The organism is Ruegeria sp. AH7 (assembly GCF_056541325.1).
Genome location: NZ_JBQFYF010000003.1, coordinates 62,603 through 86,382 on the forward strand (window position 1 = coordinate 62,603; position 23,780 = coordinate 86,382).

Annotated in this window: 26 protein-coding genes; 12 read left to right on the top strand and 14 right to left on the bottom strand. The window is 58.1% G+C overall.

Going from position 1 to position 23,780, the window contains the following annotated elements; translation table 11 throughout:
• Positions 1-57 precede the first annotated feature (57 nt).
• Complete coding sequence (locus ACR0JX_RS08515; RefSeq protein WP_480543124.1) at positions 58-645, top strand: glutathione S-transferase family protein; 588 nt, start codon at positions 58-60, stop codon at positions 643-645.
• Here the strand turns inward: ACR0JX_RS08515 and ACR0JX_RS08520 are convergent.
• Positions 638-1,819 (bottom strand): TIGR03862 family flavoprotein, encoded by a 1,182-nt coding sequence (locus tag ACR0JX_RS08520; protein ID WP_480543126.1) that lies wholly within the window; start codon positions 1,817-1,819, stop codon positions 638-640. The two genes, ACR0JX_RS08515 and ACR0JX_RS08520, sit on opposite strands and share 8 nt — an antisense overlap.
• A 46-nt stretch (positions 1,820-1,865) precedes the next feature.
• On the opposite strand from ACR0JX_RS08520, the gene ACR0JX_RS08525 reads away from it, so the two are divergent.
• Positions 1,866-2,162 carry an HNH endonuclease gene (locus tag ACR0JX_RS08525; protein WP_480543128.1) on the top strand — a complete coding sequence of 99 codons (297 nt, stop codon included), beginning with the start codon at positions 1,866-1,868 and terminating at the stop codon, positions 2,160-2,162.
• Here ACR0JX_RS08525 and ACR0JX_RS08530 read toward each other — a convergent pair whose 3' ends face one another.
• The 3 genes from ACR0JX_RS08530 to ACR0JX_RS08540 are packed head-to-tail and all read right to left on the bottom strand — an operon-like array spanning position 2,163 to position 4,245.
• Positions 2,163-2,900, bottom strand: a complete 738-nt coding sequence (locus tag ACR0JX_RS08530; protein WP_480543130.1) for a VOC family protein — start codon at positions 2,898-2,900, stop codon at positions 2,163-2,165.
• Positions 2,897-3,505, bottom strand: a complete 609-nt coding sequence (locus ACR0JX_RS08535) for an enoyl-CoA hydratase/isomerase family protein (RefSeq protein ID WP_480543132.1) — start codon at positions 3,503-3,505, stop codon at positions 2,897-2,899. Before ACR0JX_RS08535 ends, ACR0JX_RS08530 begins: the two co-directional genes overlap by 4 nt.
• Positions 3,502-4,245, bottom strand: coding sequence for an SDR family oxidoreductase (locus tag ACR0JX_RS08540; protein ID WP_480543134.1), 744 nt, complete (start codon positions 4,243-4,245; stop codon positions 3,502-3,504). The genes ACR0JX_RS08535 and ACR0JX_RS08540 overlap by 4 nt, the downstream gene beginning before the upstream one ends.
• A 140-nt stretch (positions 4,246-4,385) precedes the next feature.
• Here ACR0JX_RS08540 and ACR0JX_RS08545 point away from each other — a divergent pair, with 140 nt between their 5' ends.
• The 5 genes from ACR0JX_RS08545 (at position 4,386) to lpxK (ending at position 10,392) form a co-directional block, all read left to right on the top strand.
• The gene (locus ACR0JX_RS08545; RefSeq protein ID WP_480543136.1) at positions 4,386-5,906 is read left to right on the top strand and encodes a DUF2125 domain-containing protein; all 1,521 of its coding nucleotides are present in this window, start codon (positions 4,386-4,388) and stop codon (positions 5,904-5,906) included.
• Between the two features lie 135 nt (positions 5,907-6,041).
• Positions 6,042-7,388 carry a TldD/PmbA family protein gene (locus tag ACR0JX_RS08550; protein ID WP_480543137.1) on the top strand — a complete coding sequence of 449 codons (1,347 nt, stop codon included), beginning with the start codon at positions 6,042-6,044 and terminating at the stop codon, positions 7,386-7,388.
• Positions 7,375-8,175 carry an inositol monophosphatase family protein gene (locus tag ACR0JX_RS08555; RefSeq protein WP_480543140.1) on the top strand — a complete coding sequence of 267 codons (801 nt, stop codon included), beginning with the start codon at positions 7,375-7,377 and terminating at the stop codon, positions 8,173-8,175. Before ACR0JX_RS08550 ends, ACR0JX_RS08555 begins: the two co-directional genes overlap by 14 nt.
• On the top strand, positions 8,172-9,407 hold the full coding sequence (locus tag ACR0JX_RS08560; RefSeq protein WP_480543142.1) for a 3-deoxy-D-manno-octulosonic acid transferase: 1,236 nt from the start codon (positions 8,172-8,174) through the stop codon (positions 9,405-9,407). The genes ACR0JX_RS08555 and ACR0JX_RS08560 overlap by 4 nt, the downstream gene beginning before the upstream one ends.
• A complete protein-coding gene (lpxK, locus tag ACR0JX_RS08565) occupies positions 9,394-10,392 on the top strand; it encodes a tetraacyldisaccharide 4'-kinase (protein ID WP_480543144.1) in 999 nt (332 codons plus the stop codon). Before ACR0JX_RS08560 ends, lpxK begins: the two co-directional genes overlap by 14 nt.
• A 33-nt stretch (positions 10,393-10,425) precedes the next feature.
• On the opposite strand, the gene ACR0JX_RS08570 is transcribed toward lpxK, so the two are convergent.
• Both ACR0JX_RS08570 and ACR0JX_RS08575 read right to left on the bottom strand, forming a co-directional pair.
• Positions 10,426-11,088 (bottom strand): DsbA family protein, encoded by a 663-nt coding sequence (locus tag ACR0JX_RS08570; RefSeq protein WP_480543146.1) that lies wholly within the window; start codon positions 11,086-11,088, stop codon positions 10,426-10,428.
• A gap of 13 nt (positions 11,089-11,101) precedes the next feature.
• Positions 11,102-11,608 (bottom strand): DUF721 domain-containing protein, encoded by a 507-nt coding sequence (locus tag ACR0JX_RS08575; RefSeq protein ID WP_353008986.1) that lies wholly within the window; start codon positions 11,606-11,608, stop codon positions 11,102-11,104.
• A gap of 81 nt (positions 11,609-11,689) precedes the next feature.
• Here ACR0JX_RS08575 and mutY point away from each other — a divergent pair, with 81 nt between their 5' ends.
• On the top strand, positions 11,690-12,745 hold the full coding sequence (gene mutY / locus ACR0JX_RS08580; RefSeq protein ID WP_480543148.1) for an A/G-specific adenine glycosylase: 1,056 nt from the start codon (positions 11,690-11,692) through the stop codon (positions 12,743-12,745).
• Positions 12,746-12,804: 59 nt separating this feature from the next.
• Positions 12,805-13,941 (top strand): alkane 1-monooxygenase, encoded by a 1,137-nt coding sequence (locus tag ACR0JX_RS08585; RefSeq protein ID WP_480543149.1) that lies wholly within the window; start codon positions 12,805-12,807, stop codon positions 13,939-13,941.
• Positions 13,942-14,019: 78 nt separating this feature from the next.
• Here ACR0JX_RS08585 and ACR0JX_RS08590 read toward each other — a convergent pair whose 3' ends face one another.
• The 4 genes from ACR0JX_RS08590 to ACR0JX_RS08605 all read right to left on the bottom strand — a co-directional run bounded on the left by ACR0JX_RS08590 (position 14,020) and on the right by ACR0JX_RS08605 (position 17,937).
• Positions 14,020-15,402 carry an adenylate/guanylate cyclase domain-containing protein gene (locus ACR0JX_RS08590; protein WP_480543151.1) on the bottom strand — a complete coding sequence of 461 codons (1,383 nt, stop codon included), beginning with the start codon at positions 15,400-15,402 and terminating at the stop codon, positions 14,020-14,022.
• A gap of 141 nt (positions 15,403-15,543) precedes the next feature.
• On the bottom strand, positions 15,544-16,647 hold the full coding sequence (locus tag ACR0JX_RS08595; RefSeq protein ID WP_480543152.1) for a DNA methyltransferase: 1,104 nt from the start codon (positions 16,645-16,647) through the stop codon (positions 15,544-15,546).
• A gap of 105 nt (positions 16,648-16,752) precedes the next feature.
• Positions 16,753-17,370 carry a ribonuclease HII gene (locus ACR0JX_RS08600; RefSeq protein WP_480543154.1) on the bottom strand — a complete coding sequence of 206 codons (618 nt, stop codon included), beginning with the start codon at positions 17,368-17,370 and terminating at the stop codon, positions 16,753-16,755.
• A gap of 111 nt (positions 17,371-17,481) precedes the next feature.
• Positions 17,482-17,937 carry a hypothetical protein gene (locus tag ACR0JX_RS08605; protein ID WP_480543156.1) on the bottom strand — a complete coding sequence of 152 codons (456 nt, stop codon included), beginning with the start codon at positions 17,935-17,937 and terminating at the stop codon, positions 17,482-17,484.
• A 176-nt stretch (positions 17,938-18,113) separates the two neighbouring features.
• On the opposite strand from ACR0JX_RS08605, the gene ACR0JX_RS08610 reads away from it, so the two are divergent.
• From ACR0JX_RS08610 to ACR0JX_RS08620, 3 genes are all read left to right on the top strand, one after another.
• Entirely contained in the window at positions 18,114-18,401 is a 288-nt protein-coding gene (locus ACR0JX_RS08610; protein ID WP_353008971.1) for a hypothetical protein, read from the top strand.
• Positions 18,373-19,074 (top strand): winged helix-turn-helix domain-containing protein, encoded by a 702-nt coding sequence (locus ACR0JX_RS08615; protein WP_480543158.1) that lies wholly within the window; start codon positions 18,373-18,375, stop codon positions 19,072-19,074. The genes ACR0JX_RS08610 and ACR0JX_RS08615 overlap by 29 nt, the downstream gene beginning before the upstream one ends.
• 107 nt (positions 19,075-19,181) lie before the next feature.
• Positions 19,182-20,753, top strand: a complete 1,572-nt coding sequence (locus ACR0JX_RS08620; protein ID WP_480543160.1) for a DUF427 domain-containing protein — start codon at positions 19,182-19,184, stop codon at positions 20,751-20,753.
• Positions 20,754-20,866: 113 nt separating this feature from the next.
• Here ACR0JX_RS08620 and ACR0JX_RS08625 read toward each other — a convergent pair whose 3' ends face one another.
• From ACR0JX_RS08625 to ACR0JX_RS08640, 4 genes are all read right to left on the bottom strand, one after another.
• Entirely contained in the window at positions 20,867-21,661 is a 795-nt protein-coding gene (locus tag ACR0JX_RS08625; protein WP_480543162.1) for a DUF1217 domain-containing protein, read from the bottom strand.
• Positions 21,658-22,059, bottom strand: coding sequence for a flagellar biosynthesis repressor FlbT (flbT, locus tag ACR0JX_RS08630; protein ID WP_353008964.1), 402 nt, complete (start codon positions 22,057-22,059; stop codon positions 21,658-21,660). Before flbT ends, ACR0JX_RS08625 begins: the two co-directional genes overlap by 4 nt.
• Complete coding sequence (flaF, locus tag ACR0JX_RS08635; RefSeq protein WP_480543164.1) at positions 22,059-22,433, bottom strand: flagellar biosynthesis regulator FlaF; 375 nt, start codon at positions 22,431-22,433, stop codon at positions 22,059-22,061. The genes flbT and flaF overlap by 1 nt, the downstream gene beginning before the upstream one ends.
• 77 nt (positions 22,434-22,510) lie before the next feature.
• Positions 22,511-23,761: a flagellin N-terminal helical domain-containing protein gene (locus ACR0JX_RS08640; protein ID WP_170533499.1), complete on the bottom strand. Its 1,251-nt coding sequence runs from the start codon at positions 23,759-23,761 to the stop codon at positions 22,511-22,513.
• Positions 23,762-23,780 lie beyond the last annotated feature (19 nt).

Here is a 23,780-nt window from a genome sequence, read left to right on the forward strand (position 1 = left end):
TCTTGACGTACGCGCGATCCGGGTCACATTCGGGCAGACATTTGGCAGGAGGATAGCATGTACAAAGTCTATGGGAGCGTTCGAAGCCGCGCAGCGCGTGTCATCTGGCTGCTTGAGGAGTTGGGCCAGCCATATGAGCTGATAAAAGTCGGACCACGCGATCCCCAGGTCGTTGCGTTGAACCACACTGGTAAGATCCCTGTACTGGAGGATGATGGCCAGTTGATCTCGGACAGCTCCGCGATCATGACCTATCTGGCTGATAAACATGCCGCTTTCACCTATCCGGCAGGCAGCTATGACCGCGCCATTCAGGATTCGCTTTTTCATGCAATTCTTGACGAGTTGGACGCCGTTCTATGGGTCGCCGCACGACATGGCTTCATTTTGCCCGAAGACAAACGCGCACCCGGCATCAGTGAGGCGGCCAAATGGGAATTCGACAATAATTTCCAGCGGCTAGAACGCCGGTTTCAAGGTCCATTCCTGCTGGGTGATCAAATGACGATTGCCGATATCCTTTTGGTCCATTGCATGAGCTGGGCCAAAGGCGCCGGATTCACTTTGAATTCAGATGTACTGAAAACCTATGGCAAAGAAATGCGGAACCGGCCTGCCTATAAGAAACTGGCCGAGCTTAGCTAGTTCGCAGCCAGTCCGCGGCTGATCGACCAGCCCAGCGCCCGGTGGCGAAACACGCCGTGAGCAGGTAGCCTCCTGTCGGGGCTTCCCAATCCAGCATCTCGCCCGCGCAGAACACACCCGGAAGGTTGGTCAACATCAGGCCATCATTCACCGCATCGCGTGAAACACCCCCTGCGGTCGAGATTGCTTCGTCTATCGGGCGCAATCCGGCGTGACGAACGGGCAGCGATTTGATCAGCCGGGCCAGCGCATCGGGCGCAGAGGGGAGAGGGCGACCAAACTCGGTCAACAGTGCGGTTCGTGTCGGCCCCAGTTTCAGCACTTTGCGGATGTGGTTGGACAGGCTGGCCTTGCCGCGCGGTCTGCTCAGGCGCTGTGCCACATCCTCCGCCGACAGATCGGGCATCAGATCAAAGGTCAACTCCGCCCCTTCCCGCACGGCTTTGCAGATGCTGTAGATGCCGCCGCCTTCCAGACCACGGGCTGAGATCACGGCCTCGCCCCGTGTGCGCAGCGATCCGGCCCGCAGGGCGACGCCTTTGATCGGCGCGCCGAAGTGCTTTGACATGTGATCGGACCAATCGACAAGCAGACCCGCATTTGCGGGGGCAAAGGGGGCGACCTCGACACCTCTTTGGACAAGGTCATTCGCCCAAGCCCCATCCGATCCCAAACGCGCCCAACTTGCCCCACCCATCGCAAGAATCGTCACTTCTGACGCTACCGTCTGCACCCCGTCTGGCGTGTCAAAGCTGAGCGCGTCGTCCTGCCATCCGGTCCAGCGCCAGCGGGTTTTAATCTCAACGCCAATTTCAGACAGGCGCGCCAACCACGCGCGCAGCAACGGCGAGGCTTTCATAACCGACGGAAACACACGCCCCGTGGAGCCGGTGAATAGTTCCTGCCCCAGCTCCTGAGCCCAGTTTTTCACATCCTGCGCGTCGAATTCAGCTAGCATCGGGCGGAGCCAGTCAGCGGCTTCGTCATAGGATTGGAGCAGCGTCTCGAAAGGTTCATCCTTGGTCAGGTTCAAGCCCGACTTACCCGCCATCAGAAACTTGCGCGCGACTGAAGGCTTGGCCTCGGCCACCAAAACCCTGTGACCAGCTTGGGCCAGCTGTTCTGCGGCCATCAATCCGGCGGGCCCTGCCCCGATCACCACTGCCTGCGCCATTGCAGCCCTCTTGCCTTCATCGCCCGCAGGCGCATCATTCCAGATCATGACGAACAACGATCAAATCTGCCCGCTTTGCGACCGCCCGATCCCCGAAGGCGGTGGCAGTCTGCATCATCTGATCCCAAAACTCAAAGGAGGCAAGGGCGGACCGACCGTTCTGTTGCACAAGATTTGCCACAAAGAGGTCCACGCCACCTTGTCTGAGGCCGAACTGGCGCGCAGTTTCAGCACGGTTGAGGCCCTGCGCGCCCATCCACGGCTTGAGAAATTCCTGAACTGGGTCCGCAAACGCCCACCCGGCTTTCAATCGAAAATTCCGGGCAAGCGCAGAGGGCGATGATCAGCCGGGCAGGACAGGATCACCGAACGCATCCTGAATAGGCTCTGCCAAACTTTCGACCTCCAGCCCCTGGTAGTCCGGCACAGGCGCGAATTGCGCGCCCTGAACGTGCTGGAATTCCAGCATTGTGTAAGGGCGTTTCCAAAGCCATTCGCGGTTCGACACCGCCCAAAGATCGGGATCAGGCGGTACGTCATGCGTGAACGCATAGAAATGCAGATCGAACCCGTATGGGGCGACGTCCTGCGTTGACAGCAGTTTCATGCCCTGAGCGCGGCAGAATGCGTCCTCGGCGGCTATATCACCTGTACGCAGGGTGATCTGGCCAACCCGTGCCTTCGCAAAGGGTTGCGCTGGGTCGGCTGCGGTTTCGGGCCGGTTGCCTTCGAAATCATGCTGAAGCAGTTCGATCACAAAGCCCTCGGGGTCGCTGAGATGGGCCATGTAGCCGATATCCAGAAACTGACGCGGGACACTGACAGCATGGCCCTGTTTGCCCAACGCCTCAACCGCCACGTCCACATTGGGCAGGGTAATCCCGATCTTCCAGTATCGTTGCCCCTGTTCATGGGCGTACCCGCCACCACCCGGCATCAGCAACAGATCCGCATCCTGCCCGTTATAGCCAACACGGCGGTTCTGCCCCTCGACCTGCACCGACATACCCAGCGCCTCCCGATAGAAACCGGCTACGCGATCCGGGTCGGCGACGCGCAATCGCAGCGCGGACAACCTCATCGGCACAGCGCAGCTATGCCTACTGCGATGTCGGGCTTTGCGGCGACACTGTCCGCGACCAGTTCGCGCGCTGTGGGCATCAGATCTTCGGGTGCGACGATGCGGTCCACAAGACCGAAGGCATAGGCCTCTTCTGCTGTGATCTTCTGCCCCGCCATCAGGATCAGTTTGGTCCGCGCAGGGCCAATCAAAGCCGCCATGCGTTTGGGATCAGACGGTTGCGGCAGGAAACCCAGCTTCATCACCGGATAAAAGAACTTGGCCGACGGCACCGCGATGCGCAGATCACAGGCCAACACCATCCCGTTCGCTCCACCGGCCAGCGTGCCATTCAATGCGGCCACCGTCAGGCAGGGCAAGGCGGCAATCGCGCCCGACAGGCGCTCCCATACGTCCGAGGTGGCGAGCCCGGCGCGCGCCTCGTCCAGATCGGCGCCAGCACTAAACACTTTGCCGGCGCCTGTCAGGATTAGGGCGCTGGTCTCAGTCGCCGCCTCTGCAATCTCGGCCAGTTCGGTCAGCATCGCCCGTGTCAAAGCATTTGCCTTACCCGGGTTATTGATCGTGACGATCCAAAGACCGTCGTCCTGCGTCAATTCAATCACGTCAAACCGATCCTTTGGCGGATGTCATCCTGGCGCAGGGAAATCTCGGATCCCAGAAACTCATCCGCATCGGATGAGCACATCCACATCAGCGCCCGCGCGGGCCAGTCCGCCGGGATGTGAACATCCCAGTCCAACTGGCTGACCGGGTTGATACCGCTGGCCTTAATAACGCGCTGCATATCTGTGGCCACCGTACCCGGCGACAGACCCATGGCGCGGATACCATTATGCACCTCTTCCAGATGTAAGCACTCGGTCAGCATCTTTGCCCCCGCTTTCGAGGAGCAATAGTGGCTCCATGCCTCAACCGGGTTCGAAGCCGCGCCGGATGAGACGGTCAGTATCGTCCCTCCGCCCGCCGCGCGCATGATCGGTAGGGCGGCGCGCATCCCGTAGAAGACACCTTTCAGGTTGATGTCGATGGCCTGGCTCCAGGATGCGACATCTGCATTGGCCAGATGAAAGATCGGCTCGATCACCCCGGCATTCCCGATCAGCACGTCCAAACTGCCGAAGCGAGCGACGCAATCGGCCACCGCCTGCTCGACCTGCACGAAATCGCTGACATCGCAGGCCAGCGCAATCGCGTTATCCCCCAGCGCAGCCGCCAGTGCATCAATCTGATCACGACTGCGTGCAACCAGCGCGACATTGGCCCCGGCTGCGGCAAAAACGCGCCCAGCTTCAGCGCCTATGCCCCGGCTGGCCCCGGTTATAAGTACTGTTTTTCCCTGCATTTGCCGCTCCTGACGTACTGAGTTGGAATTTGGCTACAGGCGTAGCGCGGAAACGGGGAAAGGGTCCAGCCCTTGCCCCCTTGACGATGCCCGCCACAACCCCGACCATGCGCATCAAATTGATCAAGAAGGGTTACCTTATGTCTGTTTTCCTCCGCCGCAGCTGCGGCGCAGCTCTGGCTTATACAATTGCCACCCAAGGCGCCTGGGCCGACCTGACCGCCAATGATATCTGGGCGGATTGGCAGTCTTACTTTCAGTCGATGGGCTATACCATTACCGGTGATGAAAGCAGTGCCGGGGACGTGACGACTATCACGAACATGACTGTGCTGATGGATCTGCCCGAGGATGAGGCCGAGTTCAGCATGATGATGCCTGAAGTTACGCTGACAGAAAACGGCGATGGCACGGTCAGCATCGGCTTCCCAGAAAGCTTTCCATTGACACTGTCCGGCACCGCCGAGGATGAGGTGTTTTCCGTCGACCTGATCTATTCTCAGACCGATCTGGACATGGTTGTCTCAGGCACACCTGAGGACATGACCTATGATTATTCGGCATCCCAGCTGAGCGTGGCGATTGAAGATCTGGAGGCAGGCGATGAAGCGCTGCCCGCTGATGCATTTGACGTCCAGTTCGATATGGTCGATGTGACTGGCAGCTCGCGCATGCTCATCGGTGAAGATCGCACCATCGCTCAGACCTTAGAGGCCGCGGAGCTGTCTTACAACGTCGCGTTTGAAGACCCTGAACTTGGGGATTCGGGCCTGTTCGTCGGACAGTTGAATGATCTGACATTCGAAGGCGACAATGTTCTGCCAAGCGGGCTAGACCTGAGCGATCCCAGCGCGTTTTATACCTCCGGTTTCGAATTTGATGGTGAATTCACTTACGGCTCGGGCGAGACAAATATCAGCGGGGTCGCAGAAGGTAGCGAGTTCACCATGGCAAGCTCCTCCGAAGGTGGGCGTTTCGCGGCCAGTATGGACGCCGAGAGCTTGGCTTATGATCTTGAACAGAACAAAACCCAGATGGCAGTGACGACAGCCGACTTGCCTTTCCCACTGGAACTGGCGATGGAAAAGGCTGGTCTGAAGCTTGATATCCCGGTGCAGCCCTCGGATGAGGTCAAACCATTTGGGTTTGCGATGAACCTGACCGATTTCACCATGTCTGACGTTTTGTGGAGCATGTTTGACCCCGCAGGCACCTTGCCCCGCGATCCGGCAACAATTGCACTGGATACAAGCGGAACGGCCAAGGTGCTGATGAACATCTTCGACCCGGAACAGGCGGCAGCTCTGGAAAGCTCCGACGAATTGCCTGCCGAGTTGCATTCGTTAACGATCAACGAGCTGCTGGTCTCGCTGGTTGGCGCGCGCCTGTCAGGTGACGGCGACTTTGCCTTCGACAACGAGAACACCCAGGAATTCGGCATGCCCGCCCCATCGGGTGTCGCCAATCTTGAGTTGGTGGGCGCAAATGCACTGATCGACAAACTGATTGGCATGGGGCTGATGTCCGAGAATGACGCGCTGGGTGCGCGTATGATGATGGGCATGATGGCCGTGCCGGGTGATGAACCCGATACGCTGACATCGACCATCGAGTTCAAAGAAGACGGCCAAATTCTGGCCAATGGTCAACGCATTAAGTAAATGTGATCGAACAAGGGCGCCCCGATGCGCCCTTGTTCATGACCTTGGATGCAAACACCACGATTGCATCCGGCTGCAGGTCTTGCGAGACGGGCTGTGCAAGGCTAGGTCCTGTGCAAAGAAACCGGAGACGCCATGACCCGCACGCCACAAGAGTTGACCCATAACCTGTTGGATGCCGCCCGCAAAGCCGGGGCTGAGGCAGCGGATGCCATCGTAATCGATGGCTCGTCGGTCTCTGTCGAGGTGCGGCACGGAGCGTTGGAGCATGCCGAACGCTCTGAAGAAACGGAATTTGGGCTGCGCGTGTTTGTGGGCAAGCAGCAAGCGATTGTCTCCAGTTCTGACGTGCGGCCCGATACGCTGACCAAAATGGCGGAACGCGCCGTGGCGATGGCAAAGGAAGCACCCGAGGACCCGTTTACGGGCCTGGCTGACAGCGCTCAATTGGCGAAAGTTTGGGATATCGACGCGTTGGAGCTGTTCGATCCTGCGCCGGAACCCGCAGCAGATGCCTTGATGCAGGATGCAATTGCCGCTGAAGCCGCCGCGCTGGCGGTTTCCGGGGTATCGCAAGTGTCAGATGCAGCGGCCAGCTACGGCACCCATCGGGTTAGTCTGGCGGCGACCAACGGGTTTTCCGGGGAGTACGCGCGCAGCTATCGGTCAACCTCCTGCGTTGCGATCTCGGGTGAAGGCACGGGGATGGAGCGTGACTATGACGGCGACGCCCGAACCTTTCAGTCAGATCTGCGCACGCCGCAGGATATTGGCCACTCCTCAGGCAAACGGGCCGTGTCGTTGGTGGGCGCACGCAAACCCAAGACCGGAAGCTTTCCAGTTTTGTTTGACGAGCGCATATCGACTTCTTTGATCGGTCACTTGCTGGCAGCGAGCAACGGCGCCGCAATTGCGCGCGGAGCATCCTGGCTGAAAGACAATCTGCGGGAACAGGTTTTACCCGCGCATCTGTCCCTGATCGAAGACCCGCATCGCCCGCGTATCTCGGGCTCTCGCCCTTTTGATGCCGAAGGCCTGCCAACCCAACGTCGCGCAATTGTTGAAAACGGTATCCTGACCGGCTGGACGATGGATTTGTCCAGCGCTCGCAAGCTGGGCATGGAGTCGACCGGAAATGCCGCCCGTGGCGTCTCAGGTCCGCCCTCGCCCAGCAATTGGAACCTGAGTCTGACCCAAGGCACGCAAAGCCGCGCCGATTTGCTGCGCGATATGGGAACCGGGTTGTTGGTTACTTCGATGATCGGTTCAACGATCAACCCCAACACCGGTGACTACTCACGCGGGGCATCAGGGTTCTGGGTCGAAAATGGAGAGATCACCTATCCGGTCAACGAATGCACCATCGCGGGTAACCTGCGCGATATGCTTATGCGGATGATCCCGGCCAATGATGCGCGGCCTTATCTGTCACGGGTCGTGCCCTCGGTACTGATCGAAGGAATGACGCTTGCCGGCAACTGATCTGCCCCTTCTGATCGACGCGGCCCTTGAGGCTGGCAAGATCGCGTCCCGCTATTCGGGACCGCAGGCGCAGCGCTGGGATAAACCCGACGGTGCCGGACCCGTGACCGAAGCCGATCTGGCCGTGAACGCCATGCTCGAACAACGCCTACCAGCGGCACGCCCGGGCTATGGCTGGCTCAGCGAAGAGACCGAAGACACCGCCGCGCGCCTTGATCGAGACCACGCCTTTATCATCGACCCAATCGATGGCACTCGCAGCTTTGCCGAGGGGTCCCGGACATGGGCCCATTCGCTGGCCGTTACCGACAAAGGCGAAGTCACTGCTGCCGTGATCTTCCTGCCGATGCGCGATCTGCTTTATGCCGCCAGCAAGGGCCAGGGGGCCACGCTGAATGGCGCGGCGATCCACGCGACCCAAGCCGAGGCTTTGGACAAGTCCGAGCTTCTGGCAGCCAAGCCGAACTTGGCTGCACATCATTGGCGCGCGGGTCAGGTACCACCCTTCAAACGGGCCTACCGCCCATCGCTGGCCTATCGCATGGCTCTGGTCGCCGAGGGCCGGTTCGACGGAATGTTGACGCTGCGCCCTAGCTGGGAATGGGATATCGCGGCAGGCGATCTGATCGTACGCGAAGCAGGTGGGATATGTACGGACCGCCAAGGACAACCACTGCGCTTCAATAACGAACATCCCCGATTGAACGGGGTGGTCGCCGCCGGTGAAGGACTGCATACCATTCTGGCCGCACAACTCGATGAGGATGGTCCGGGGATCCCGGCATGAGCCAACCCCAATCGCTTAGCCTTATGGCCTATCGGATTCTGTCGTGGCGTATGCCGAAAAACGATGGCCGAACCGATCTACCGCGCCCAACAGGCGAGGTTTTGTGGGTGCATATCGCCGATCCGGACCGCCTGCGCGTGATCGTCGATCTGTGCGAGCGATTGAAACAGGTCCGGCCGGGATTATCCTTGCTGCTAACCGCCCCTCCGGACGCTGATCTTTCGCGTTGGGCGGAAACCAGCTTTCCCCTGATCACACTGCCTTTGGAACATACTGGTGCAGCCCGAAGTTTTCTGGATCATTGGCGCCCGAACATGGGTCTGTGGGTCGGTGGTGGGTTGATGCCAAGCATCATCACCCGCGCCGCAGACCAGAAAATCCCTCTGATCCTGATCGAAGCAACACCCGAGGTTTCAAGCGCCAGACTTGCGCGCTGGCTGCCGGATATCAGCCGGTATACCTTCAATTGCTTTGATCATATTCTGACGCCATCAGAAGAGATCGCGCGCCAGATTCGGCGGCTGGGCATTCCAACATCAAAAGTCGAGGAATCCCCACCCCTCCAGATCAGTCCGAACCCAAGGCCATGGCCCGAAGACGAACTGATCGAGGTCACCCATATCCTGTCCAGCCGGCCCGTCTGGCTGGCGGCACGAACTCAGGATAAAGAATTTATCTCGGTCCTCAGCGCCCACCGTCAGGCCTTGCGCTTGATGCCCCGGCTGGTGCTGGTTTTGCATGTTGCCGACATGGGCGAAGCGCAGCCTCTGCAGCGGCGGCTGGCGTCGATGGATCTACGCTGTAGCAACTGGGACGAGGGTGAACAGATCGAAGACGCGACACAGGTCATCCTGACCTCAGAGCCCGAGGATCTGGGCCTGTGGCAACGGGTCTGCCCAGTGACCTTCATGGGCAGCTCGCTTGAGCGCGGCGCAGGCGGGTGCGACCCGCTGGAAACGATTGCCCTTGGCTCGGCCATTGTGCACGGTCCGTTTGTGCATCGATACCAGGGGCTTTACGATCAGTTGGAACAGATCAAAGCAGCCCGCATGATCAAATCCGCAACCGAGTTGGGTGACGCAGTGGCCGAACTATTGGCGCCAGATCAGGCAGCGGGGATGGCACTGGCCGGGTGGCAAATGATCACCGAAGGCGCGCCTCAGGCCGACAGGTTGATCGAGATGGTGCAGGACGCGCTGGACCAACGGAGTTCGGACAATGCGAGCACCTGAATTTTGGAACACACCCCCGGATCAACTGGATCTAAGGGCGCGCATATTGGCCCCCCTGGGTCGTATCTATGCGTCGGCAACGGCCCGCCGTGTTGCACAGGAGGCCGGTGTCAAACCGGGCGTGCCGGTTATTTGCATCGGCAATCTGAACGCAGGCGGTACGGGCAAGACACCCACGGCAATCTGGATGGTCGAGCAATTGCGCGACAGCTGGCACACGCCACATATCGTCACCCGTGGGCACGGCGGCACGCTGGAAGGCCCGGTGCGGGTCGACCCCGGCAAGCATTCGGCAGCGCAAGTCGGGGATGAACCGTTGCTGCTGGCCATGTTCGCCGATGTCTGGGTTGCAAAAGACCGGGCCGCCGGGGCACGCGCGGCGGCGGAGGATGGGGCAACGGTCATCGTTTTAGACGATGGGTTTCAAAACCCCTCGGTCGCCAAGGATTTCTCGATCATCGTGGTGGACGCCCAGCGCGGGTTCGGGAACGGACTGTGCCTGCCCGCAGGTCCGTTGCGCGAACCGGTCGATGTTGGCCTGAAACGCGCCGATCTGGTTCTTTCGCTTGGGGATACCTCCGCACAGGCTAGATTTGCCGAGCAGTGGGCTGACGCGATCACCGTGCCGCTTGCAACCGGAGTGGTCGAGCCCTTGCAGACCGGTATGGACTGGGCAGGCTCCAAAGTGTTGGCCTTCGCCGGGATCGGCCACCCTGAGAAGTTCTTTCAAACCCTCCGCCAACAGGGGGCAGAGCTTGCGCGCGCCGAAGCGCTGGATGACCACCAACCACTGACCACAGCCCTGATGACCCGCCTTGAGAAAGAAGCACGCCTATTGGGCGCGCAAATGGTGACAACCGAGAAAGACGCCGTGCGTCTGCCCGAAGCTTTTCGGCGAAAGGTCGTGACCCTGCCGGTTCGCCTTCACATCTCGGATGCAGACGCCGTCAAAGAGATGTTGGCAAAGGTCGCACCCTCACCCTAAGGTCGGCCCTGATCGGGCCGACCGGATATCAGCTTAGCTGCCCAGTTCAGATTCGATCAGCTGCTTGAAATCGGCGTAGGACTGGTTGGACACTTTCTTGCCGTTGACGATGAAAGACGGTGTCGCCTCAATCCCGTCTCGCTCGGCGTTTTCCTGATACCAGGCAACCAATGTCTGGGCGCGGGTTCCATCTTGCAGGCAAGCTTCAAGCTGATCGTTGTCGATCCCTGCGAGGCGACCGATCTTGCGCAACTCATCCACGATCTCGGTCGGGCCACCGGCGCGGGTCCATTCAGACTGACCCTCATAAAGCAGATCGGTGATGCCAAAGAACTTATCGGGACCCGCGCAGCGCGCTATCATCGACGCCCACAGGCCATAGCGGTCAAAATAGACCTCACGATAGGTAAACTTGACCTTGCCAGTGTCGATGAAATCCTTCTTCAACTGCTTGTAGGCCCCTTTATGAAAGGTGGCGCAATGGGGGCAGGTGTAGGATGCGTACTCGATGATCTCGACCGGGGCATCTTCGGCCCCTTGAACCATTTCAACAATGGTTGATGTATCCAGCTCTGCCTCTTGTGCGATGGCACTTCCGACCAGCGGGTTGGCAGGGGTCGAACTTGTGGTTGTCAGCCAATACCCACCAGCGGCAATGGCGACAGCCGCACAGATTCCTGTTGCAATACGGCTCATTCTCAGCCCTTTCTCAGCGTTTGTGCTTAGATAAAATGTTGCGGCCCAGACGTTCAAGGGCAGCGCGCAAATCACCATCGTGAATGTCACGCGACACTTTGTCTGCCTCGGCTGCGATTTCAGGTTCGATTTCGGGTTTTGGCGGCTTCGGTTTGTGATCGAAACTGGCCTGCCCCTCGGCAAATCCGGTCGGAGCGGTCTGGGTGATCCGGATACGGCTGATCGCGTTGTAACCGTAAACGGCATTCACCTTGCCGCGCAGCTGCTCCTTCTGCATTTCCAGCATCGGAGCCTGTGGCCCGGTGGTCAGCAGCGTCAATGTGGCACCAATCCCGCCTTTGCCATATCCCACATTCACCGGACGCGCGATCGAGGCCGTATCTTGCCCCACAATCTCGGCCCAGTGGGTCAGCAGGCGCGACACGGCAAATCCCCGGCTTTCCCCGGCGCGCCGAATCTGATCATTCAGCAAACTGGCGGTGCGTTTGAACCCGCGGGTCGATGAACGTCTGCGTTGCATCTGGTTTCCAACTCCTGCGCCGCTATTGTAATGGGCAGGATGGCAGGTGCCAGCGAAACCTGACGGGGAGTTAGATAAAACTTGCGTGACATCACTGAATTCAGCGTGAGCACCGCGCTTTTGGACTGGTACGACCGCCACGCCCGCGAAATGCCATGGCGCGTGGGCCCGGCGGATCGTGCGACTGATGTACAGCCTGACCCCTACCGCGTCTGGCTATCCGAGGTGATGTTGCAGCAAACAACCGTGGCCGCCGTGCGCGATTACTTCATGCGCTTCACCACGCGCTGGCCCACGGTTCAGGCGTTGGCCGCCGCACCGGATGATCAGGTCATGGGTGAATGGGCCGGACTTGGCTACTATGCTCGCGCCCGCAACCTGTTGAAATGCGCGCGGGTCGTGGCTGAGGATCACAATGGGCAGTTTCCGGACACTTACGGTGCGCTTCTGCAATTGCCCGGAATTGGCCCCTACACCGCCGCTGCGATCTCGGCCATTGCCTTTAACCGGCCCGAGACTGTGCTGGACGGCAATGTCGAACGGGTGATGGCGCGGCTTTATGACATTCACGATCCGCTGCCCGGATCGAAATCCGTTCTGAAGGAAAAAGCCTCTGCGCTGACTCCCCAACAGCGGCCCGGGGACTACGCACAAGCGGTCATGGATCTGGGCGCAACCATCTGCACTCCAAAATCCCCCGCCTGCGGCATTTGCCCGCTGCGCGATCCCTGCCAGGCCCGGATCGCCGGAACACAGGCAGAGCTGCCAAAGAAAACACCGAAAAAGCCCAAACCCACCCGCTTCGGCCATATCTACATCGCCCAACGCATGGACGGGGCGCTGCTGTTGGAACGCCGTCCTGATAAGGGTCTATTGGGCGGTATGCTCGGCTGGCCCGGGTCTGACTGGTCTGAAACTGCTGCCGAAGCGCCCCCTTTCCCAGCGGATTGGCGTACCCTGCCGGGCGAAGTGCGCCATACTTTTACACATTTCCATCTGGTGCTGAAAATCTGGACAGCCGAGCTGCCGGCCAAAACCATACCAGACGGACTGACACTTCTGACCAAGCATGAGTTCAAACCCAGCGACCTCCCTACTGTGATGCGCAAGGCTCACGATTTGTGGAGGGGGCAATAAGCCCGCTGTCCAAGCGCGATTGCTCGGGCTAGGCTGCGCTCGAAGGTTCGGAGCACTAGATGATCGCAACTCAAACCCTGACCCGCTGGCAGACCGCTATGCCCTTCTGGGTATCGTTCCTGTTGATCCCCTTGATCTGGGCCACAGCAATAGCAGGCGGATGGTGGGTCCTGCTGATCCCCTTGTCCACCTGGTGGGCCTTTGCTGCGCTGGATCGGCTCACCGGGCTCAATCTTGATAATGCAGACCCGGAAACGCCCGACGATATCCTGCATTGGTACATATTGCTGACCAAGCTTTGGGTCCCTGCTCAGTTCGTCACCCTGTTTGGCCTGATCTGGTATGCAACCCATACCGACCATCTGACGACCTGGTCTAAGATTGGCCTGTTCTTCGGTATGGGCATCCTGTCGGGCACGGTGGGTATCAATTACAGCCATGAACTGATGCACCAGCGGTCTCGGCTGGAACGCTGGCTGGGGGATATCCTGCTGGCAATGGTCCTCTATTCACATTTCCGATCCGAACATCTGCTGGTGCATCACCGCTATGTCGGAACGCCACGAGACCCGGTTACCGCGCGCTATAATGAGGGGTTCCATCGCTTCTATCCACGCGTTTTATTGCAATGTCTGGTCTCAGCCTTTCAGGCCGAGAAGGACAAGCTTGCCCGCAAAGATCGCCCTTGGACAGACCGTGCAAACCCGTTCTGGCGCTATTGGACGCTACAAGGCGAGATGCTTCTGCTGGCCGGGCTGATCGGAGGATGGGCCGGGCTGGGATTGTTCTTGTTGCAGGCGGGCGTTGCTATCTGGCAACTGGAATTGGTCAACTATGTCGAACATTACGGGCTGACGCGGAAACACATGGGCGGCGGCAAATACGAACATGTCCTGCCCCGCCATTCTTGGAATGCCGCGCAAAAAGCCTCGAACTGGCTGCTGATCAACCTTCAGCGTCACTCCGACCACCATTACAAACCAAACCGGCGCTTCCCCTTGTTGCAAAACCATGCACAAGAGGACGCGCCGCAACTGCCCTATGGCTACCCCGTGATGACCGTTGCCGCGATGATCCCGCCCCTGTGGCGGCGCGTCATGAACCCTCGGGTCCGGGCCTGGCGGCGGCAATACTACCCCGAAATCACGGATTGGCACCCTTACAACCAAGCGCTGAACCCACAGCCAAGTACCTGACCGCAGCGCTTCCTGCGCGCTGCCCTTGCCCAACGGGTGGGGTTGCATCTTTGATGCGGCCCCTCCGGGCGGGGCCCCTTAGTTGATCCAGATATCCATAGGGTTTTCAACGCCACGCACCGGTTGGCTGGCTTTTTGGGCGAACCCTTCCAGCAATGGCTGGCTCGTCGGACTTTCTTTCATAGCTTGATCCCGCAGCGCATCGCTGATCACAATATCCGCTTTAAATTCACGGGTCATCGCCTCAAGCTTAGCCGCAACGTTCACCGCATCGCCGATCACCGCAAACTCCAGCCGGTTGGCACCGATATCTCCCAAAACGACCGAGCCATAGTGGACCCCGATCCCGACGTGAATCTCGACCTCACCCGCGCGCCGGCGTTCAAGGTTCCATCTCTCGATAACCTCGGCCATGGCCCGCGCGCAGCCAAGCGCGTTGGTCGCATCCAACGGCGTTGTGACCGGCGTTCCAAACGTGGCCATCAGGCCATCGCCAAGATACTTGTCCAACGTACCGTTATGCCGAAATACCTCGGTCTCCATCCGCCCATGAAATCCGCGCAGAACCTCGATCACCTCATAAGGATCACGACCCGCTGCAAACCGGGTGAACCCAACAATGTCGATAAACAAAACCGCTATGTTCTCTTTGCGAACCTGTTTCAGTGGCTCATCGTTATGGCTCAATGATTCAACCACATTCGGCGAGAAATACCGTGACAGGTTTGCGCGTTCCCTCTCCAGTCCTGCATTGCTGAGCAAAAGGCGATTGAGCCGTCGCATCGAAATGCCCAAGGTCACAGCGACCATCACAAATACGATGACTTCCTGAACCCGCAGAGAAACAAGGAAATTGTTGGGATCAAGCAATCCCTGTAGATCGGGATACCCTTGCAGCGCGACAAAGACACTGTCACCCAATTCAGGGAATGGCGTTGCAACCCACCAGGCAATAACCCAGCCAACGGTCCAAATCATAGCCGTCCAGGATCCGATCGCAACAACAGTGCGCCATGAATAGGCCAGCGTTCCCGCAGCAAGAATAATGAAAAAGTACTGGAAGTTGTCGAACCGAAATTGTGTCGCAAGGGGCCGTACATCATCGCTGAACGGGTTCGGGACGATCATACCAAGCGTCATGATCAGCAGATCGGCAAAGATCAAAAGCAGCTCGACCCTGGATTGCCCGACGCGCCCCGCACGCTGGATCAACCAGCCGTTTGCGCAAATCAGCAAAAGGATGAAGTGATAGTACAGAACCTCCCAGTTTGGGTTCAGATAGATCAGCAGAATCCCGGTCAAACCCATCGCAACCCAGCGGGCCCTGACCGCCAGCTCCAGCCCTTCGCGCTTGTGCCGTTCCAGCGCCTCTTCGGCGTATTTGTGGTCCAGATCAAAATCGTCCGGCTGAGTTATAAAGAAACGGCTAAAGCGGGACGGGCTGGGTGCGATATCGGTCAAGGGTCAGCACTCCTGTACGGTCTGACGAGTTTGGCTTATGCAATCATTCCTTGGCCAAAAACAAAAGACCCCGCCGTAGGATCGGCGGGGCAAGGCTGAGTGCCTTGTGTCAGGCCACAGGCACCGGCGGTATTCTTGAAATCAGTTGTGCATCTCAGACCGGATCTGCTGACGCAACACGTCGATGGGCACTGTCTTGCCATCGCGTTTGAAGCACCAATATGTCCAGCCATTGCAGGAGGGGGCGTTTTCCAGATGCGCGCCAACCTGATGGATCGAACCTTTGACATTGTCACCGACCAATGTGCCGTCTGCCCGAACCTTGGCCTTGTGGCGCTGGTTCATGGAATACAGTTCCTCACCCGGACGCAGCATGCCGCGTTCGACCAACTGGCCGAAGGGCACGCGCGGCTCGGCGCGTTTGCTGGCGCTGACCTCCAGCGCCTCGCGGTCAAACTTGCGCACTTTTGCGATGCGCTTTTCGGCGACCTTGCGATAGCTTTCTTCGCGCTCGATGCCGATGAACTCACGACCAAGCATTTTCGCGACGGCACCCGTGGTGCCAGTACCAAAGAACGGGTCCAACACCACGTCGCCCGGATTGGTCGACCCGATCAGAACGCGATGCAGCAGCGATTCCGGTTTCTGCGTGGGATGTGCCTTATCGCCGTTGTCGTCTTTCAGACGTTCATGCCCGGTGCAGATCGGCAGCACCCAATCGCTGCGCATTTGCACGCCCTCGTTCAGGGCCTTCAGCGCTTCGTAGTTGAACGTGTATTTCGCGCCTTCCTGTTTCGAGGCCCAGATCATCGTCTCATGCGCGTTGGTAAAGCGCTTGCCACGGAAATTCGGCATCGGGTTCGACTTGCGCCACACGACGTCATTCAGAATCCAATAACCCGCATCCTGCAGCGCCGAGCCAACGCGGAAGATGTTGTGATAAGACCCGATCACCCAGATCGCACCATTGGGTTTCAGCAGGCGATGTGCCGCCTTTAACCATTCCCGCGTGAACTGATCATAGGCACCGAAACTGCTAAACTGATCCCAGTGATCATCGACCGCATCCACCTGAGAGTTATCGGGGCGATGCAACTGACCTTTCAGTTGCAGATTATACGGTGGATCCGCGAAAATCAGGTCAACCGACGCCTCGGGCAGACTGTTCATCACGTCGATGCAGTCTCCGGAAAGAATCGTGTTTAAAGGGAGCGCGGCTGCGCCCTTTGTCTTAATGGTGGTCATATCACTGCCTCAGTTCCACGGCGCTTCTGCGCTCATTTGGTTGAGACAAGGATGAGTCAAAGATGATTCGCCGTCAAATTCTTTTTTGAATCAGTGACTTACAATTTACTCTTGATACAAGATATTGTGGACCGGTTTGAATGAACGTCTATGGTGTGGGGTCACACCAAGATTTTGCAGCGCGTCACGGTGCTGTTTTGACGGATAACCGGCATTTGTCTCCCATCCATATCCCGGATGCTGTTGCGCCAAATCCACCATCAGTTGATCACGCCAGTTTTTGGCAAGGATCGAGGCCGCCGCAATCGACACTGATCGGGCGTCTCCTTTGACCACGGCTTGGGCGGGGATCTTCAGGCCGCGCGGGATCATATTGCCATCGATCAGCAGATAATCAGGCGCCAGGTCCAGGGCCGCCACCGCCCGCTCCATTGCCAAATGCGAGGCGCGCAGGATGTTGATCTCATCAATCTCGGCCACGGATGCTTCGGCCACTGCAAACTCTGCCCGGTCCCGCAACGCCGCATCCAAAGCGGCGCGGCGTTTCGCGGTCAGCTTCTTGGAATCATTCAACCCTTCGGGAATGTCCAGCGGGTTCAGGATCACGGCGGCCGCAACCACCGGCCCAGCCAATGGGCCGCGCCCCACCTCATCCACACCCGCGATGCGAAGACGCCCGCCGTCCAACAGGGCCTGCTCAAGCTCAAAATTCGGAACCATCATCCCTTTGGAAAACCGTGTTTCATCACCGACCGCAAGAAAAAAGAGAGGGCCGCTTGCGCCGCCCCCTCTCTTGCGCGGTGCTTCTGCGGCACCGCTCCTGCTCGTGACTGATTACTGATAAACCACGCGGTAACCTTGTTGGCGCAGGCATGCAGGCTCGTAGGCCCGTTTTACCTTTTTGCCATTCCAGAAACCGACCTTGCACTCTTGTGGCAGGCTATTGGCGTGTTTGTAATGCTTGTTTAGGCACCCGGTCCCCAACAGCGGCCGGTCCCCGTAGGCATTGAAAGTTCGCAGACAGCGTTGAGGCAGATCATAACGCGCCACCCGTCTGGGCAGTGGTTTCACATGGCGCGGTTTTGGGTCCACATGGGTATATTGCCGCGAAGCACGTTCACGATCTTTGCGTTTTTCCTTGTTATAGTGATTGACCGCCGCGCCAATGATCGCGATCGCAGCCAGCCCGCCCAGTATGTCACGCGTGTCCGCTGCGCGCGCTTGTGAGGCGGAAACCCCCGTTACAGCCATGGCAATCCCAATGATCAGAGCGATGAATTTCTTGTGCATCTTGCTTGTCCTTTCGGATGTGGATGCGACCACATGACGGGCCGCGCATTCGATGTATCCAAACTGGGCCCACACCTTTCAGACAGGCAATAACAGGCCTCTGCTATCCAATATCAGCCTGCGCAAACCCCTTGCGTTATTGAATATCGGACCAACCCATGCGCAGGATGCGGCCTATGAAACAGATCATCTCTTCTTTGGCCCTGGCGTCCCTGATATCGGTGGGCTCAGTCGCGTCCGCAGCGGATTGCTACGCGGACTACAAGGCAAAACAGGACAACCCGTTGCGCCTGCACTACGGTGTGATGCAGGTGACCTCGTGCGACAAAGGTCAGGCGAAGCAAGAAGTTGCCCAGCGCTTGCAAGGGTCTGGCTGGACCTTGCTGAATGTAATGACGGTGTTCGGGCCGGAAGGGTTGGATCAAAGGAAGGCCAATGCCGGAAAATTCTATCTCCGTTTCTGATGCAAGACGGTCCGGTACCCGGCTGGTGGGGCTGGGGATCGCCGCGATCCTGATCATCCTTATCACCGCCGCCGCTTTTTTGTTATGGACACTGCCCGATGCCAACGCCTTCAACGCACGGGTTGAACGGCTGTTCGTCGAAAGTGATCTGACCTCGCAGGCAGAAATCCGGCTGTTGGAAATTCTGGCTCAATCCGGCACCGCCTTTGCGGACACGCTGGCCAGCTATCGGATGGTGATCTACGTCTTGCTGGTCTTTTCCTGCGCGATGCTGATTTCGGCCTTTGTATTTCTGGTGATGCTGGTGCTGCTGAACCGTCGCATGGCCCAGATTGAACGCACAGGGATACAGGTTACTTCCCTGCTGATCAGCCGCGAGGAAAACACCGTTTACCTCAACAACATGGATTTCAAACTGACCCCGGCAGCGATGGAAACCCTGTCGGTTCTGGCGGAATCCCGTCTGGATGATGAGGTGCTGTCCGGCGCGCAGATCGAAGGAATGATCTCAGGCCGGGACGCCTCGGATTGCGACGAAGCGGCAGGTGCGACACGGATCAAACGTCTGCGCGATGCCTTGGGCAATCAGATGGTCAGCGAGTTGTTGGTGAAAAACATCGCGAAGAAGGGCTATATGCTGTCGATCGAAAAAGATGTCATTCAGATGGTCTGACATCAAGGGGGGCTCGGACCCGCAGCCGATAAAATCTGCATGATCCCTCTTGGAATGAAAGGCGTAAGGCCCCATTCTTTGTGGACCCATGGCAAGGGAGGTCGATCATGAACGTCCACGCCACACCAAGAACCACGGGCTATGGAATCTCGGTTGAACCGCTAAAGGGCAAGATTGCCATTTATCGGAACGATACATTGTTGGCCGAAAGCCACAACGCCAAGGTGATGTATGAAACTCGACTGCCGCCGACCATCTACATCCCCCGCGATGACCTATGTGTCGATCTGGGCGCCGAGACCGAGCTGCAGACCTTCTGTCCGTTCAAGGGCACCGCGACTTACCATGATATCACCGTGCAAGGCGAGTATCTGGCCAATTCCGTCTGGGCCTATGAAGAGGCTTTGCCAGAAAGCATCGCCATTCAGGGCCATATCGGATTTATGCCGGGCGCTTACACCGATATCGACCTGGGTCCGAACCAGCTGCGCGATCCCGATGACGGAAACATCAGCGGCCCGTTGATCGACTGGTTGATGCGCGGTGCCTCGGCCGCGACGACGCCCGAGGCTTTTACCAAAGCTCTGGCCGAGAAAATGCTGGAACACGGGATCGCGATCCAACGCCTCAGCATCCTTGCCTGGTCTCTGCACCCGCTGATCGCGGGGAAGCATTTTATATGGGAAAAGGATCAGGAGGAGATCCTGACCCGCGCACCAACTTATGAAATCTATGACCACCCTGCCTTTATCAACAGCCCGTTGCGCCACGTTTCCAACGGGCTCGGTGGCGTGCGCCAGCGGTTGAATGATGAAAACCCGCATAACAGCTTTCCCATCATGGAAGATTTGCGTGAGAAAGGTGCGACAGACTACGTAGCGATGCCCCTGCCTTTCTCAGATGGGCGCACGAATGTTCTGACCCTCACCTGCGACCACCCCAACGGCTTTACCACCGAAAACTTGGGGCTGGTGTTTGAATGCTCATCGGTCATCGCGCGCTATTACGAAGTGTTCATGCAGCGCGAAAATGCGCAGGTGCTGTTGGAAACTTATGTCGGCAAACGTTCAGGCGCGCGGGTTCTGGGCGGTGAAATCCGGCGTGGTGACGGCGATGAGATCGACGCCGCGATCATGTTCTGTGACCTGCGCAACTCCACCAGTCTGGAGGAACAGCTGGGGCGTGAAGCCTATATCAATCTCTTGAATGAGTTTTTCGAAACTGTCTCGGAAATCGTTCATGAAAACGGTGGCGAAGTGCTGAAATTCATCGGCGACGCTGTGCTTGCAGTTTTCCCGGCGTTGGATAACCCAGACCTCGCGCGTGAAAGCGCGCAGCGCACGGCGATTGATATCGTCGAACGGTTGGGCGAGTTGCGGCAATCGGGCACCGATATTCACTGCGATTGTTCAATCGGGCTCGCCTATGGGCGCGTGACTTATGGCAATGTCGGATCGCGCGAGAGGCTGGATTTTACAGTCATCGGCCACGCAGCAAATGTGGCAGCACGACTAGGTGAGTTTGGCAAAACGGTCGGCCATCGCATTGTTGTGTCCGAAGATATCGCCCCTGCCTGTGCCCATGCGCAACCCTTGGGTGCAGTTGCCCTGCACAATGTGTCAAAGCCTGTTAACTCTTACGCCCTGCGCACATCCGCGGATGAGATACTGAATTCTTAGCAAGCCCGGCAGCGGTTTCTTCGTCGCCAGAGCGGTTCGCCTATTACCATGGCATTGGCCAATCTTCCGAGTGGAACGCCTGAAAGCTCTGGTGGTTGAGTACCAGGTTCTGCCTATCCCGCCCCAAGCAAGATAAGCGCGGTCTGTGCTGGCGAGGTAGTGTTCTGCAACTGTGCGATCTGACTGCGCGCCAGATAGGTGTCGGTCAATCTCGTAACCGCGTCTTCTTCGGTGAATTGCGCCAGATCATCAGACCCGGTCAACCGAAGCAGCCTGTCCTTGAATTCGACCAACTGCTTATCGATATCCAACTGCCCAAAAGATGAGGGCAACCCCAGCGCCGTTTCCATCATGCTGCGCAGCGGAGGCAAACCCATCAGATCGAACCATTTGGTGTCGGTACTGACATTTTTTTGCGCCAACTCGGTCAGCGCATGTTGTGCATAGAGGGCGATCCGCATGGTCTCATCCGATTCACCAACCGAAATCTCGAACCTGGCCGTCATGTTGTCCTGAGCAACTTGTTCCATCAAAGATGCAAAGCCGGTTCGCCGTACTTGACCTGGCCCGAACCCAAACGCGTCCGAGAATTCCCGGTACCGTTTGTCGGCCAACCGATTGGCCAGAGCGTCATCTGCGCTGGTCCCGTCTTCCAGAATCTTACGAATGAAAAACCGATTGTCGAGATCCCCTTCCAGACCAAAGGCTCCCAGCGCGACCTGCAGCAGACGCCGGTCTGAGACCAGCTGCTCGGCCGTTTCAATCTTGCCGATGTTTTCCAGGAAGTAGCGGTTCTCGCGCTCGTTGATGTTCGAGCTCGAAAAAGCCTGAAACTGCGACTCATAAGTTCGCTGGAGGAAACGCCATCCGACCAATCCACCCGTTGGTATGACGGGTTGGAATGTCATTGCTGATAGGCCATCAAACGCTCTTCCCGCGGCAAGAGTGAGCGAAGGGATTTGAGGCATTTGTAGTATTGCTCGCCTACCAATGCATCCGTGGCCTCGCCCAGCACACGGCGGCTGTCGGAGTCAGTAAAAACCTGGCTCAATTCCTCGACCCGGCGCAGCAATTGCTGACGCGCTTCAACAGGGTCCATATCACCTGACAGAACAAGTTGTGCGGCATAACACACGCGCCGGACAGGGGTGTTAACCTCATCGGGGTGTATCGCGTCTCGCAGCCGCAGAACATTGGCCTGAGGCGTCATGATCGAGAACCGGCTGCGACGGTCCCCATTTTCGATCACAACTCCGTTGATCAGAACCCTCTCCTTCGGGGCGAGTTTCAGAACAAGGCCCCCCATTATGCCGCCCCACCCTGTCGCAGGCCGCGCAAGACCGCCGTATTGATCTCCAACAATGGTTCCACGGTGGCGTTGTTGCCAAGGACCTGACTGCTATGGTGTTCCGTGAATTCTGCCAGATAAAATATCCGCGCGCGCAATTCATTGGGCAAGGCGTTGTCGGAATCTGAAACGCCCGTCGCCAGAACCGTCCACAAGCGACGGTTTTCATGTACGGCCTGCACAAACGCGGCGAAATCTGTTGTCTTGCTGGCTGCAGCCGCTTTCAGGCGGCGTGTGATTTTCGAGATCGCCTCGAATTCAGTATCACGTGGTGTGCGAATAGGCGCGGCAGTTTGCGCATAAGCGTTGTGAGCAAGCATTTGCGGGGTCACTTGAAATCCTTCCAATTGGCCGTCTTCAGGCGGTCAGAACCGGGGCGCGAAAACCGCGCCCCGGCCAAGCTCCGGGATTAGCGGAACAGCGACAGGATCGACTGCGGTGCCTGGTTGGCAATCGACAGCGACTGGGTCGCCAACTGCTGCTGGACCTGCAGCGCCTGAAGACGGGCCGAGGTTTCCTCCATATCCGCATCAACCATCGCGCCGATGCCGGATTTGAAGGAATCCGTCAGTTTGGACACGAAATCCTGCTGGGTCTCGATCCGACCCTGGGCCGAACCAAAAGCAGCTGCTGCGTCAATCGACGTGTCGATCAGCGATTCAATCGTGCCAAGTGCAGCAGCGGCACCTGCGTCGGTGGACACGTCAATCGAGCTAAGCGCACCCAGACCACCCGAACCAGCATTTGAGAACTGAGCAGACACCGAGATATCCTGATCCGCGTCAGCCCCGGCAGCCGCCGTACCTGTTGCGAAGGACAGTGTATTCGGAGCGCCCGACGAGTCGTAGTCAACCGCCAATCCAGTGATGCCAAGCGCATCAATCTCGTTCTTCAGGCCAACCGCCACCAATGCGTCGGTATAGTTCTCGTCATATGTTCCAGAAGGATCAAGATCGCTGTCCTGGATGGTGTAAGACACTTCTTGATCGCCGACCCGAATCGAGACCCGGTCGCCAACTTCGAAGTTGTCAGTGGAACTGTCGATCAAGATATCGCCCGTGCCGGCTGTGCGGTCCATGGTGAACCCAGCCACATCGTTATCGGTGGTCGCACCATCCGAACCTGCAAGCACGCCTTTGGCGGTATAACCACCGATGGACAGATCCTGGCTTGCGACCGAGATAGACGCCGAGTTGACTGCACCAGTGCCATCACGGTCCAGCGAAGACAGGATCGAAACCGTACCCGCAGAACCATCCACAAGGTTCAAACCATTGAACTGTGCAGCACCAACAACCGATGCAATCTGATCCCGCAACGCTGTCACGTCATCATTGATCTTGGCCCGATCAACGTTACCTTCCTGCGCGGCGACGATCTTGCCTTTCATCTGGGTCAGAAGATCGGTCACAGTTTCAGATGCGTTCCGCGCAACCGCCACAGTCGACTCACCCAAAGCAAGGCTGTCTTTAATCGCGTTGAAGCCTTTGACATCCGATTCCATCACTTTCGAAATCGCCCAGACCGCCGAGTTATCCTTGGCAGTTGCGACGTCCTTACCTGTTGAAATAGCGTTCTGCGTCATCGCCAGGTTTTTGTTGACCGACTTCAGGGTCTGCAGCGCAACCATTGCGCCATTGTTTGTCAGAATGCTGGACATTGCTGTCATCCTTTCACTT